The following is a 12108-nucleotide window of genomic DNA, read 5'->3' as shown; positions in this document are numbered from 1 at the left end:
CGCGCCACGAGACGGAAGCACCCGGATTTGTGGCGCTATGGATAGGGCTGAAGCGGCTCACGATCGCCGCCCCACTGTTCCGGGAGCGTGCAGCGGGTCACCTGTAACGCGTACAGACGTTCGGGCAACCCTTGGTCGACTTCATATCCAGGCGCGGCAACGTAGATCCGTACCCGGTCTGTGCGGCACTCATAGGTGCGAAACACATAGCCGAGACCATTACCCATGATGAACACGGCCAGGGCGGCGCATATCCAGCGGGTGAGTCCTTTGACTGTCTTCATTGGTCAGGCCTCCGATCTCGGCGCCTGCCTTCATGATCCTCGGTTCTCCGCTCTCTCCTGCGCCGCTCACGGCCAATCGTCATTGCTTCAATGCGACGGTAAAAGTAGGCGGCGTTGAAGATGGTGAACCCCATGAACATCGTGCTCCATGGGCTGTTGCTCATCAGCTTCCAGGGCTCGAATACCCACAAGCAGATGTACGCAATCACATAGCAGAATGAGCCGGTGAGCATGAAGCCCACTTCGGCATTGTCAGCCTGCCTGCGAGCACCGGGCTTGAGGGCGAAGATGACCCCGCGCGCGAACACGGCACCAAAGGCGATGAAGGCCAGTAACGAGATGATTAGCATTACAGCGCTCCGGGAGGCTTGTACGATTCCACCCAGGTTTTGACCTTTGCTTCAATGACTGCGAGAACCGGGTAGGCGAAGAAGCCGAGCACCATGATGTAGCCCGACTTGAAGGTGTTTTCGTTGGGTATGAACTCGCCGGCGACTTTGCCGATGAAGAACGAGATCACAAGCTTTCCGATGAAGTTGCGCCAGGTGAAACGCACATCGGTTGATGGTGGGTAGAAGTAACTCGCTAGCCCGCCAAGCGTTCCGAGCAAGCCGAACTGGCTCCACGCCAAGATGAATTCAAGCATGGTCCGTACTCACTGTTCGGGTTGCTACCTCTTGTGGGTCGCGCGCACTGGTTAGGCCCTCAGTGATGGGCATTGAATAAAAAAGGCCGATTGGAGACGGCCAAGTGTGCTGGAGGAGCAGCGATGACATCTGTTGCTAATGAGTCCCTCGCTGAACTTGGCGATCAGAGGTTCCGAGGGATTAGAAAACGCGGGTAATAAAAAACCCGCTCAGCGTGAACTGGCGGGCTTTAAGAAATTTGGTGAGCCGGACAAGCGACTCGATGTTGCTATTTGAGCATCCCCGAATTGAATCGTGGCGCTCGAACGGTCAGGGCAGGCAGGCTGTTGACGTAGTAGGCGGTTGATGCGTTTGCCATAAGGTTAACTATGGTTTTTTGCAGAACTTTCTTCATACGACTACCTCCTTCATGTCCAGGTTGTTGCGTTTCGATTGGTGTATCAGTTTGGGCTTGCAGGAACCACATTAAAGCGACCCATATTAACCCGCCAATCATCAACAACCCGCCTCCCCCGATGCCACTAATGCCGCAGCATATCGTTGGGTCGTCACTCCTACACACGCAGGAATGACAGGATGGGGATAGATTCTCTCACCCTCTCACCGATGTCAATAGGCAATCACGCAGCATTTTGAATCAACAACCCCTCCTGCTCCAGTATCGCCCGCACCTCGGTCAGAGCGTCGTTGATCATGCCGTTCAACTTCTCTTTGATGCCGTCACGCCACCGGTAGCGTGTGGACTCGGGCGTCCCATCCAAATCCCACGTGTTCATGTCATAGAAGCTGTCAGGGAGGATGATCAGCTCTGTTTGCTGCGCCTCTGCTTTTGCCCTAGCCGAACGACCAGCCGCCAAGGCTGCGTTGACCATCGCCTCACGACGTCCTGGCGGGGTGTCCAAGGGGATTTCGACGGATACAGACGCAGGCCCCTTCCGCCGCTCGCCCTTGAGCTTTGGAATGGCCCAGGCAGTTACAGCCTTGTGCACAAAAAGCTCCGGCGCCGGACTGGCGATCAGAGGAATGATGCCGGTGATTGCCTGAAGCTTGCGCGCACGGTTCGTGCTGTATTTCGCTCCAAGAGCATTCCAATGGCGAGGGATGAGCAGGTGATGAAGGCGAGCCGAAAGCCAGTAATCGACTTGGGTTCTGTCCAGCCCGCCAGCATGACCACCAAGTGATGCCAAGCACCCGGTGTCTTCCTCGTTCGAGCTGTACAGCTTCTGCCACGCTTGGCCTTTAGAAGCCCCTTTCTCGCCAGCCGCCAATGCAGCGACAACTGCGCCTGATACGCTGGAATAAATCATGCTGCCTCTCCCCGTTTCAATTCTCTGGTCTTCGCCCGGTACAGCGCGGTCAGCGCTTTCAGTTCTTCAATCGTGTATTTCTTCGGCTCATGCGGTCCCTCTAGCCAAGTGACCTTCTCTTCACCGATCCGCCGTACCAGCTCAAGCCGGTAATTCACTAGGTCGCCCGACTTGTGGGTGTTGCATGGGGCGCATTGTTTCCAGACGTTCAGCGGCTCGAAGCGGAGTGCCGGGTGTGCCGAGACCGTCCGATAGTGCCCTGCGTGCCATTGGCCGTCGTGATGGCGGCCGCAACTCACGCAAGGCAACAATGCATCCCGCGCGCGAACCCATGCGTTGAATGCGGTCTGCGTGTCTTTGAGGTGTTCCGCCCTGCTCTTCAGCTTCTCCTTGCGAACCTTGATTTCCCGGCGCTCGCGCTGGGCGATGGATTTGCGCTGCTTCTCCTGCGCCTGGCGGGCCAACACGACTGCGCAGTCTGGCGAGCACCATTTCTGAAAGCTGCGGGTCGGCGTGAAGGTCGCACCACACCCCGCCACACGGCAGCGCTTCGGCCGCATCGGTTTTTCGGATTGAGAAATCACAGACCGACTCCGAACTGAAACTCCACCTGATGGTGCGGATAACCGGCCTCGATCAGGCCGATTAAACTGGTTAAGACGCCCTTGAGGACCTGATAAGTCTTCATGCTGGCACCTCGTGGGACTTGGCTTGATCAGGGACGAAGTCCCCGCGCAGAGGCATCAGATGACGCTCCTCAACTAGCGCAACACCGCCGAGATCGACCCAGCCACCGCTGCTCAAGCTCGCAGATAACCCGCTGCCCTCTACCAGCCAACACTCAGGTCCTTTATTTTTCACATGGCGGCCATCTGGCAGGTAGAAGCCCGCCTCGGGTGCAAGCTTGATCGTGAGACTAACGGCCTTGCCGATGTTGGGAGAAATCCCCTTGTTTGAGCCGACGATGATCGCGAGATCGCCCGGCTTGAATTGATGGCTCATCAGTACCGGCCCTCCCACAGATCCTTCTGCGTCCAGCGCACCTGATGCTCGGCGCCAAACGCAGAAACCCATTCGATCAGTTCGGCGCATTTGCTCACGCTCAGCTTGCTGGTGCGCTCGTACAGGACGTCGATGCCCTTTCCATCGATGGCTGGGATCATCTGGATGGTTTCGCCGCTCTCCCGCAGCCAGGCAGCGGTGCAGAGACGTTTCCAGACCGTTACGTCCCACTTACGACCTGCGTGTTCAACCTGTCGGGAGATATCTGCAAGCATGGCGTGGAGCTTTTTGTTCTGATCGCCGTTGCGGTCAGGCTCCTTGATCACGATGAGCTTTGGCTTCGTAAAGTCGGTGGCGTAAAGGACGCCCATGAGGCGGCTCGTGTCGTCACGGCTACGCATAATGAATTCAGTCATGGTCGCCTCCACTGCTCATGGCGGCGTCGATGGCATCGCGAACGGTGGCGAAAGGCCCGTCAACAACCCATCGGTTTCCCTCATGAATATCTGTGCCGTATGCCTCACACTCCTCTTCAAGACGATCCAAGCGCTCCGCATCCTTGCGTAGCGCATCGTTCTCGGCTATCAGCTTTTTAAGCTGGTCAGCCTGCGCCTGCAGATGGGAAGCGAAGTCGTCACAGCGTTTGCGCAATACATCAGCCCGGTGCATGCCCAGTTCGGACCCGTGGGCGGTCTCCTGCACCCAATCGGTCTTGTCGCTGAACTCTTTGTAGGCGACTTCGAAATGCTGTAAACGCTCAATCTCCGCGATCAGCTCCAGCACTGCGGCAGGGTTGGCGGCCAACACCAGATCGGCGTAGTCCTTGTTCTGCGACATGAAGTCTGGGAAAGAGCGGTTCTGATGCACATCGAAGACAATGCCGTTGTCATTACGGATGTACAGGGCGCCATAGCTCTGTATGAACCTCAACGGCTGGTGACCTTTGCAGCGCTCGGCTATGGCTTTCAAATCCTGAATTTCGGTCATTTGAACAACACCCCCATATCCACCGGCCTACTGTCCTGAGCCTTCCCACCCATACCCGACATGGCGAGGAGGATGACGATTACGATTGCTGTCCAGATGGTGTTGGTCATGGGCGCGGCTCCCGCGGCTGACGCATGTAAAAGTTCGTCACGACCTCTGCTAGAAACCGGGCACCAAACTCAGAAAGCCCGCTTGAAAACTCAGAAGCTGCCGTGGCTCGCTGGCTGAACTCTTTGTCCAGACGCTCAGCTACCGCGCTGCAAAACCCGGCGATATCCTCGGCGTCCATCTCCTTCACAAGCTTGTCGACAGAAAGGAAAACCGTCGTCTGCGTGGTAACTCCAAGAACTTCGCTCATACGCATCCCCTGATAACGCGGATCTTGCTTTCCGATCGGTTGGCCTGGAGCAGGCAAATCGAGCAGGTCGCCTGCCCTTCCCCAGCAATCGCACGGCTCGATACCGTCTTCCCGCACTTGGCTACCAGATGGCCGAAATCGGCTTGGGCTTTGAGCAGGTGTTTGTGTTTAGTGACGATCATCAGAACCCCTCCTTGCCGCGCTGCGACTCCCAAGTGAACAGCACCAGCTTCCCGCCGTTCTCACGTAGACGATCGACGACGCGATCACCCATGTAGGTCGGCAGTTCGTCACGGCCACGGTTGGAAATTACGATGGTTGGCTTCATGGCCTCGTACCGGGAGTTGATCAGCTCGAACATCACCGTGCGCTCGAACTCAGTGGCGTTCTGCACGCCAACCTCATCAAGGATCAGCAGGTCAGGCGCTGCGAACAGTTGGTAGGCCTGCACTTCGTTGTGCGCGGTATCGCGGTCGAACGAAGATTTGACGTGACGGATCACCGAGCCAGCGGTGACGTACAGCGCGGCCAGGCTGAATTCGCGGATGATGTGGTTCCCAACGGCGGTGGCGAGGTGTGTCTTGCCGGTTCCGACGTTGCCCAGCAGCATCAGGCTACGACCGCGCTGGGCGTGTGCAGGGAAGTTTTCGGCGTACTCCCGGCAGATGTTCGCCGCCTGCTTCTGCTCCGCACTACTGACACGGAAATTGGCAAAGGTGCGGTCTGAGAAGCGCGGCGGGATGCAAGAGCGGCCGACGCGGGATTCGATCGAGCGACGGGTGTTCTCCCGGATGATTTTCTCTTGCTCGATCCGATCAGCTTCCGCGCGTCTTTCCTCAGCGCACTGCTGGCAGCCAGACCAGACCGCTGGGCGAGCCTTGCCCAAGCCGGTCAGAAAGTCGGTGTAGGCGCCGTGATCGGAGCACACTCGCTTCTCGCTCGAAATGGTCTTGCCGAAGTCGCCCATCATGCTCACGACGTTAGATACGGTACGAGCCATCGTCATTCCTCCCGCCGTTTCCGGCCGCGTGATTGACCTGATTTAGGTTGACGTGACGTGACTGCGTGACGGCCTGCGGGGCGCTGGCAAAGCGTTTGATGATCCAAGACGAGTCAAAACCCTGCCAGCCATTGAGAACCGCGATATCGACCGCTGCATCGGCGGCGATGCCAACGGCGGCGCATTTGGCGAGCTCGGCGTTCACGTTGGCCCAGACCTTGGCGGTAATCGGCGCTCGCTTGGTTTTGCGAAGAGCGAGGTAATCAGCGATCTGCTGTTCGCTTACACCGTGCGGATTGTCAGCGAGCAACTGAGCCTTGCCGAACGGAGCCTTGCGGTCAGGCTTTGGCCCGGACGGCTCTTGGGGCGGATTAATCTCTTCCGAAGGAAGAGTTAATAGGGGTTCTTTCTTTGTATAAGGAAGGCAAGTTGCCGTTTTGGTCTCACTCGTTTCCTGTCTCAGTGAGACGATATTGTCTGAGTGAGACGTTTTGGTCTCAGTGAGATTAGGCTGTTTTTGCTCGTAGAAAACCCATTCGGAAACCGGTGAGATACCGATATCGCCACGGCTTCCGCCGACGCGATAGATAATTCGGCGTTCGAGCAAATGGCTGATGGCCTTCGACGTCACGTCGCGGCGCATGTTGGTGTGTTTGCCGAGGTCGTCGGCGGTCAGGCGCTTCGTTTCTACCTGGTACCCGATTGTCTGCCGGGCGATTGCCATGACGACACGAAGCTCGCGCGCAGGCAGGTCGACGGTGGAAAGCGCCTCCATTACGGAATTGTCCATTCGGGTGAACCCTCGGGACTTGTCAAATGAGACGATGTTTGTCATGATTTTTCTCGCTTACTGCTTTGCTGAAGAACCGCCATGCCCGGCGGTTTTTTTGTGTCTGAAATTCAGGCGACCTTCACGGACTGCTTGAACACCTCCAGGCTGACGATCACCTCGTCGGCTTCCTTGATCAGCTCCGACTTTTCGCGCGAGCACACATGGCCGTCTGCTTGAGCGTCGTGAGCCAGTCGAGTGACATCAGCCAGATCGACATGCAGGCGCATCAGCGCGGAGTTCAGATCGGTAGGTGCTGGTTTGTCGCGCGCAACTAGGTCAAAGCCAAACTCCGACGCCAGCGCGATCAGCGGGCGCATATCGCCGGTGTGCAGCAGCACGCCGTACAGGTGCTCGATGGTCAGGTGGTGGGCGTCGTTGTCCGGGTTCGCGCGTTGCAGCAGGCTCACGTGCGGAACACCCATCTTTGCCGCCAGTGCCTTGGGCTCGTTGCCCTTCACCGCCGACTGGCACGCATCCAAAAAGTCTTCCATTCGTAAAACCTCGTTACGTTTTCCGTGGTGGCTCAGTGCCAACATCGGGATGATTCGGTTACCAACTGATGAGGGATGACCCCATGACCGACTCTTCCGAACTCCAGGGCGAGATAACCGCCCTCTGCTGCTTTGTAGGTGCCTTGGCATCCACCCTGCCCCTGTCTTCTCAGATGAGGCTCTGGCCTGCGTTCGAGCTGAAGGCCAATCATTTACGTGACCAGTTGAGCCAAGAGGCTCTGCGCGGCTTTGAGCAGGCGACTGTGTCACTCAGCTCTAAGCCGCCATCTCGGCCCATGGGAACGATGGGCAAAGGGTTTCTTTCTTGAACTCACCCTCGGTTAGCGCCTCTGCCCGCTTCGCAACAATCGGAGACATCCCGTGCTTGCCACGAACCCAGCCAGAGACGGTGCTTTGATCAACCTTGAGCTTTTCGGCGGTGGTTTCCTGCGTCCCGAAGAAGGTGACGAGGTCCTGGAAAATAGTGTTCATATCGACCCTCCATACGGGAATACCCATATCGTAGTGTATGGGAATACCGATTTGCAAGCATATGGGAGCGCCCGTAATACTCGCCACATGGAATTCAAAGACCGCTTGAAGGCCGCTCGCCGCCATGCTCAGCTAAATCAGGCAGAGCTTGCGGAGCGGGCCGGTATCACCCAAACATCGATCTCCGATTTAGAACGGGGTAAATCAAAGGCCACTGCGCACGTTGCGAAGATCGCAAGCGTCTGCGGCGTGGATGCTCTGTGGCTTTCTGAAGGTAAAGGCCAGATGGTTCCCGGCTCCAGCCCCGCAGCTGATGAACCTTCTAATGTGGCGATGGCTGTACAGCCCAATATGGCGTTTCGCTACCCGGTCATCTCTTGGGTTGTTGCGGGGGATTGGGCAGAGGCCGTTGAGCCCTACCCGCCTGGCTTCTCAGATCGCTACGAGATGTCTGATTACGACTCAAAGGGTCCGGCTTTCTGGCTTGAGGTGAAGGGAGACTCGATGACCTCTCCATCAGGCGTGAGCGTCCCGGAGGGGATGATGATCCTGGTTGATACTGAGGCCGACGTTAAGCCTGGAAAGCTGGTAATCGCTAAGCTACCCAGCAGCAACGAAGCAACCTTCAAGAAGCTCGTCGAGGATGGGGGCATCAGGTATCTAAAACCGCTGAACCCTGACTACAAGATGGTTGAATGCGACGAAAACTGCCGCATCATTGGCGTGGTAGTCAGAGCGTTGATGAAGCTGTGATCTAAATATTCAAGGGAGTGAGCCGTGCGTAATATTTCTGCTGTAGCCCTGGCGCTGTCGTTGGCCGGATGTGAAACGAGGCCACCGGAACCTCCACCTGCCATTGATCCAATGGCCGTGTGTTACTCAAAGCCCCAGTGCGATGCAATGTGGTCAGAGGCCATCGTCCAGCTCCAGAACCTTAGCGGAATGAGATTGCAGACGGCCACTGATACGTACATTCAGACGTACAACGCCTCTGACTTCAACCGGCTTTCCGCCGTAGCTCGGAAGATTCCAAAGCCCGACGGGTCAACGGTGATCGACGCTGGCTTTAGCTGCAACTACTGCGGGAATCTGTCCTACCGAGCGCTTAATCTGTTCACAGGCAGCGTTAAATTTGCAGGGCAAGGCTTCCCTGTTCCAGGCCAGGCAAGCAGCGCTCCGGTCGCCACTCCTACGCCAAGCCATAGCGCCGACGATTACAGAAAGGCTTTCAGTCAGTAAGGGTCCGTGACGCCAAGTGGCCGAGGTCGGTGCTGGCTTGAATCCTTAATCACACATCAATTCATGACACCGCTCAGTCCACGCGCTGAGCACAAGCGCGGAGCTAGGGATGGCGAAAGCCGGTAAAATTCCATACGTGGATGCGATTTCATCGATCGCCCTCCCCAAAACCTGGGCAGGCGCATCACTGATCAGATGGAAGTCCACTGGCGGCAAAGGCTCTCCGGCCGCACACAAATGCCGTATTCCGTTGTCCGTTAACAACGTTGTACAGGAAGGATTATTTGTGGATCTCTTCTACAAATACAGCGGGATTGCTGGGCTTCCTGACAAGGTATGCATGGCATTTGTTGCACACAACGCGAGGCTGATGGCGTTAGATGAAAACGGGCCCAGTCAGCATGTAAACGTGGTCGGCAAGCAGATGCCGTTTTACGGAAAAGTCGCGGATCATCCTCACCTTCATTTTCCTGTGGAGGAAGCGTCCTCCGGCTATGCTGAACCCATTGATCGGCAGGCCATTGGTCAGCTATGGCGATTGTTCCTTGAGCGTGCCAACATCAATGAAGCACCGACGTTTACCCTCCCACCCAAGGGGCCGCAGCAAGACGAGAGCGGACAGATGGATCTCCTATGAAATGTACAGACATCAGCAGGCAGTTAGGTTTCACCTGCAGCCCAATCAGCGATGGCCTGACCTACATTCAGTCTCCAATCACGCTCTCGTTCGATGGGGCGGCCATTGGCGCGTTCATTCAGGATATTGGCCGGGGCTTGTTCCGGATCAGTGACAACTCGGACATCTTGTTCACTGCAATGACGCACGGCTTGGCCACAGATCAGCGCCGGGCTAAAAAATTTGCCGAGATAGCTAAGGTCAGCGGTATAGAAATCTCTGAGAATGGCGAGCTGCACACGGTTTGCACCGAGGATCAGATAGGTTTCAAAATGGCTCGGTTCATTGAGGCTGCGTCCAGAATTGGAGACGCATGCGATGACATGCTGGTTGTGCGCGAACCCAAGTTTCAACGAAAAGTTGGGGCGATCTTGAGTAAGCGATTCAAAGACAGGCTGCGTACCGACTTTCCGTTAAGCGGCGCAAGCGGTCACCAGCTGATGTTTCCGTTCGTTTTGAGTCCGGGAACACCTCAACAAATGGTCATTCAAGCGATTCCTATTGCATCTGGCGGAAAGCCTCATTGGGCAAGCATCTACGGCGCGGTCGGAAAAATGGGTGACCTCAAGAATTCTGGAGATCGCACCAAGCGCACGGTCATATTGCAGCGCGGCGAAGAGGAAGCCACTCAGCAAGCTGTAGCCGCTTTGGCCGAAACGACTTCCATCATAGTCTACGATGGTAACAACGAGCGCCTTTACGATGCCTTGATGGCTGCAGCTTAAACTTACATTGAAGAAAAGCCCGGCCCAGCGCCGGGCTTTTCGTTTCTGCTAGACCCCCTTCGCATAGGCTAAGACGGAAGATCTCTGAAGTCCTCGATGAATAGTCGGCGTCTCTTCTTCTCCACCGTACCACTCGATCTGCACCCGGTAAGGAATGCGACCGCTCAAGTCTTTCATGAGCCGATCTGAGCATCTGAACCAGGTGCACAGCGAGTCCTCGTCGCCAGACGCGGCGATGATTTCCACTGCGATGTCCAAATCGCTTTCCGGGCTATGATCACATCGCGCCCGGCTTCCAAATACCCATGCCGCCGCTATCTCCGGGTTTGCTGCTGCCCAGGAAGCCACAGTTTCAACAATCTCTTCAAGCCCCACGCTTAGCTACTCCCGATGGGAAAGCGGTGCTTATAGCACGTCTTCCGGGCCCGTCGATCTCAATCGAAATCGCAGTATTGTTCGACAACGAAGCCAAGGAGAACATTTGTACTCCTGCCCTATTGCGAATCCGTTGGATCCTTTTTACTGTATGCATATCCAGTAACAAAAAAGGAGGTTCACAATGCTTCGGCAACCTGAATTCAGCCAGACAAAGCCTCGCTCCTATGAACAGATTGGCCATCGTGTAAGAGAAATCATCAGCGACCCAAAGGTACAGAAGATTCAGTTCGTCACCATCTCCAGGCTCCCTAACGAAAGCCCGTCCGACTGGCGCCGCCTACTGAATGAGATGGCTGGCACGGCTGGCATCAAGATCGAGGAAGTCGAGGACGGTGCCTACAGAGTGGGCTGGCGGGAATACCACGAAAACTGAATTGAGCCCGCCAAGTGCGGGCTTTTTGTCGTCTGCCTATAAATTTATGGGAATACCCATTGACATGAAATATGGGCACTCCTATATTTCACCCATCGCAGCGACAAACCGCAGCGACAGGGCCTCAAGAGACCCGCCGCTCTTTAACAACCAGCGCCATGAACGACTACCCGGCCAAACCGGTTAGGTCACTCCCGGCACCATCGGTGGGAGGTCAGTAAACCGAAGGAAACAAACCGCTGCGCTTGTGAGGCGACCGGCGCCAGATGAAAGCCATTGAGGGGCTGATTCTGGCGAGGTGATGACCGAACTGTGCGAATGACCCTGACGGGCGTAGTGAGTGACAAGACAGAATCCTGAGCGGGGTTATCCGCCTGCTGGACTCCCAAGCACAAAAAGGGATAGCCCTTCCGCACTGCGGGCTCAATGGTGATGCGGTGACAGTCGGAAAGACGGCCCGTCGGCATTCGCAAGAGTGCCCATCGGGAAACACCCTGCCGATAGTTGCCATTGCCGTGCTTGCCGGTGGATAGCCATGAATATCGGGCAAGACAGGGTGCTTCACCGATGCGGACGAAACTGCGGCCTATAAACGCCCACCTGCATCACTCGGCGAATAGCTCAACCCGCATTGCGCAGGGTCAGCGCCAACCTGGTATTGGCGAGCTATCTCGATCTGGCACGAGCGCCGTGACAGCCGGCAACAGACCGGCACCCCATTCAACAGGTAGCCACTGCCTTCCCAGTGAGCGAGCAATAGGAGATTGCGATGCGTCTTGAAGTCCAGGACGAACCAGTAACCGGCGGATATCGAATCATCGATACTGAACGGCATGAGGGCTATCAGGGTGTGGCTACCGTTACTCAGCGTGATGCTCACCCTATGGTTTATGATTGCTTGATCAGCCACGACGAAGCCCTTGAGCGTGCGAAGGTAATGGCAGCCGCGCCTGATTTGCTGGAAGCGCTGAAAATCATCGTGAATAACGCCGAGCAACGCGTTTTTGAAGATTGGCTTGTTCGGATGGCCCCCAGCGGAGATTGCGATTCCGTTCAGTCGCAATGGCTTGAAAGTTCTGACTACGACGACTTCGCATCTGAGTGGCATCTGCAGATAACTGCCATCGCAAAAGCCACCGCGTAACACCCCTCCCACACCCTCCCGAACACAAAACAACTGCTCCATCCCCGCTGCCCATCGGCGCTAACGCGTTCTCGATGTAGCAGTCGTTTGTGTTTGGTTAATCCCCGCCTACG

General features: G+C 56.3%; 21 protein-coding genes. 6 read left to right on the top strand and 15 right to left on the bottom strand.

The window, feature by feature from the left end:
- Positions 1–35: 35 nt before the first annotated feature.
- The 14 genes from GVN17_RS19645 to GVN17_RS19585 all read right to left on the bottom strand — a co-directional run bounded on the left by GVN17_RS19645 (position 36) and on the right by GVN17_RS19585 (position 6908).
- The gene (locus GVN17_RS19645) at positions 36–284 is read right to left on the bottom strand and encodes a hypothetical protein (protein WP_166596914.1); all 249 of its coding nucleotides are present in this window, start codon (positions 282–284) and stop codon (positions 36–38) included.
- A complete protein-coding gene (locus GVN17_RS19640) occupies positions 281–634 on the bottom strand; it encodes a hypothetical protein (RefSeq protein ID WP_166596913.1) in 354 nt (117 codons plus the stop codon). The genes GVN17_RS19645 and GVN17_RS19640 overlap by 4 nt, the downstream gene beginning before the upstream one ends.
- On the bottom strand, positions 634–930 hold the full coding sequence (locus GVN17_RS19635) for a hypothetical protein (RefSeq protein ID WP_166596912.1): 297 nt from the start codon (positions 928–930) through the stop codon (positions 634–636). The genes GVN17_RS19640 and GVN17_RS19635 overlap by 1 nt, the downstream gene beginning before the upstream one ends.
- 269 nt (positions 931–1199) lie before the next feature.
- On the bottom strand, positions 1200–1325 hold the full coding sequence (locus tag GVN17_RS29735; RefSeq protein WP_256665312.1) for a hypothetical protein: 126 nt from the start codon (positions 1323–1325) through the stop codon (positions 1200–1202).
- Positions 1326–1551: 226 nt separating this feature from the next.
- The gene (locus GVN17_RS19630) at positions 1552–2238 is read right to left on the bottom strand and encodes a hypothetical protein (protein WP_166596911.1); all 687 of its coding nucleotides are present in this window, start codon (positions 2236–2238) and stop codon (positions 1552–1554) included.
- Entirely contained in the window at positions 2235–2798 is a 564-nt protein-coding gene (locus GVN17_RS19625; protein WP_166596910.1) for a recombination protein NinG, read from the bottom strand. Before GVN17_RS19625 ends, GVN17_RS19630 begins: the two co-directional genes overlap by 4 nt.
- A 124-nt stretch (positions 2799–2922) precedes the next feature.
- Positions 2923–3240, bottom strand: a complete 318-nt coding sequence (locus GVN17_RS19620) for a hypothetical protein (protein ID WP_166596909.1) — start codon at positions 3238–3240, stop codon at positions 2923–2925.
- The gene (locus GVN17_RS19615) at positions 3240–3656 is read right to left on the bottom strand and encodes a recombination protein NinB (RefSeq protein WP_166596908.1); all 417 of its coding nucleotides are present in this window, start codon (positions 3654–3656) and stop codon (positions 3240–3242) included. The genes GVN17_RS19620 and GVN17_RS19615 overlap by 1 nt, the downstream gene beginning before the upstream one ends.
- On the bottom strand, positions 3649–4227 hold the full coding sequence (locus tag GVN17_RS19610; protein WP_166596907.1) for a hypothetical protein: 579 nt from the start codon (positions 4225–4227) through the stop codon (positions 3649–3651). The genes GVN17_RS19615 and GVN17_RS19610 overlap by 8 nt, the downstream gene beginning before the upstream one ends.
- 106 nt (positions 4228–4333) lie before the next feature.
- Entirely contained in the window at positions 4334–4585 is a 252-nt protein-coding gene (locus GVN17_RS19605) for a hypothetical protein (RefSeq protein ID WP_166596906.1), read from the bottom strand.
- On the bottom strand, positions 4582–4767 hold the full coding sequence (locus tag GVN17_RS19600) for a hypothetical protein (protein WP_166596905.1): 186 nt from the start codon (positions 4765–4767) through the stop codon (positions 4582–4584). The genes GVN17_RS19605 and GVN17_RS19600 overlap by 4 nt, the downstream gene beginning before the upstream one ends.
- Positions 4767–5585, bottom strand: coding sequence for an ATP-binding protein (locus GVN17_RS19595; protein ID WP_166596904.1), 819 nt, complete (start codon positions 5583–5585; stop codon positions 4767–4769). The genes GVN17_RS19600 and GVN17_RS19595 overlap by 1 nt, the downstream gene beginning before the upstream one ends.
- The gene (locus tag GVN17_RS19590; protein ID WP_166596903.1) at positions 5566–6420 is read right to left on the bottom strand and encodes a replication protein; all 855 of its coding nucleotides are present in this window, start codon (positions 6418–6420) and stop codon (positions 5566–5568) included. The genes GVN17_RS19595 and GVN17_RS19590 overlap by 20 nt, the downstream gene beginning before the upstream one ends.
- A gap of 65 nt (positions 6421–6485) precedes the next feature.
- Positions 6486–6908, bottom strand: a complete 423-nt coding sequence (locus GVN17_RS19585; protein ID WP_166597007.1) for a phage regulatory CII family protein — start codon at positions 6906–6908, stop codon at positions 6486–6488.
- Positions 6909–6991: 83 nt separating this feature from the next.
- On the opposite strand from GVN17_RS19585, the gene GVN17_RS19580 reads away from it, so the two are divergent.
- The 4 genes from GVN17_RS19580 (at position 6992) to GVN17_RS19560 (ending at position 10040) form a co-directional block, all read left to right on the top strand.
- Positions 6992–7237, top strand: coding sequence for a hypothetical protein (locus GVN17_RS19580; RefSeq protein ID WP_166596804.1), 246 nt, complete (start codon positions 6992–6994; stop codon positions 7235–7237).
- Positions 7238–7289: 52 nt separating this feature from the next.
- Positions 7290–8153: a LexA family protein gene (locus GVN17_RS19570; protein ID WP_371928580.1), complete on the top strand. Its 864-nt coding sequence runs from the start codon at positions 7290–7292 to the stop codon at positions 8151–8153.
- A 595-nt stretch (positions 8154–8748) separates the two neighbouring features.
- Positions 8749–9276: a hypothetical protein gene (locus GVN17_RS19565; RefSeq protein ID WP_166596900.1), complete on the top strand. Its 528-nt coding sequence runs from the start codon at positions 8749–8751 to the stop codon at positions 9274–9276.
- Entirely contained in the window at positions 9273–10040 is a 768-nt protein-coding gene (locus GVN17_RS19560; RefSeq protein WP_166596899.1) for a DUF1828 domain-containing protein, read from the top strand. The genes GVN17_RS19565 and GVN17_RS19560 overlap by 4 nt, the downstream gene beginning before the upstream one ends.
- A gap of 48 nt (positions 10041–10088) precedes the next feature.
- On the opposite strand, the gene GVN17_RS29995 is transcribed toward GVN17_RS19560, so the two are convergent.
- Entirely contained in the window at positions 10089–10388 is a 300-nt protein-coding gene (locus GVN17_RS29995) for a nucleotidyltransferase domain-containing protein (RefSeq protein WP_371928586.1), read from the bottom strand.
- A gap of 211 nt (positions 10389–10599) precedes the next feature.
- Between GVN17_RS29995 and GVN17_RS19550 the strand changes: the two genes are divergently transcribed.
- Together GVN17_RS19550 and GVN17_RS19545 are read left to right on the top strand one after the other, a co-directional pair.
- Positions 10600–10851: a DUF1654 domain-containing protein gene (locus GVN17_RS19550; RefSeq protein ID WP_166596897.1), complete on the top strand. Its 252-nt coding sequence runs from the start codon at positions 10600–10602 to the stop codon at positions 10849–10851.
- 769 nt (positions 10852–11620) lie between these two features.
- Complete coding sequence (locus tag GVN17_RS19545; RefSeq protein WP_166596896.1) at positions 11621–11995, top strand: hypothetical protein; 375 nt, start codon at positions 11621–11623, stop codon at positions 11993–11995.
- Positions 11996–12108 lie beyond the last annotated feature (113 nt).

The organism is Pseudomonas sp. SLFW (genome assembly GCF_009905615.1).
GTDB lineage: Bacteria > Pseudomonadota > Gammaproteobacteria > Pseudomonadales > Pseudomonadaceae > Aquipseudomonas > Aquipseudomonas bambusae.
The sequence above is the reverse complement of the archived record's forward strand: the minus strand, read 5'-3'. Positions and strand labels throughout refer to the sequence as shown.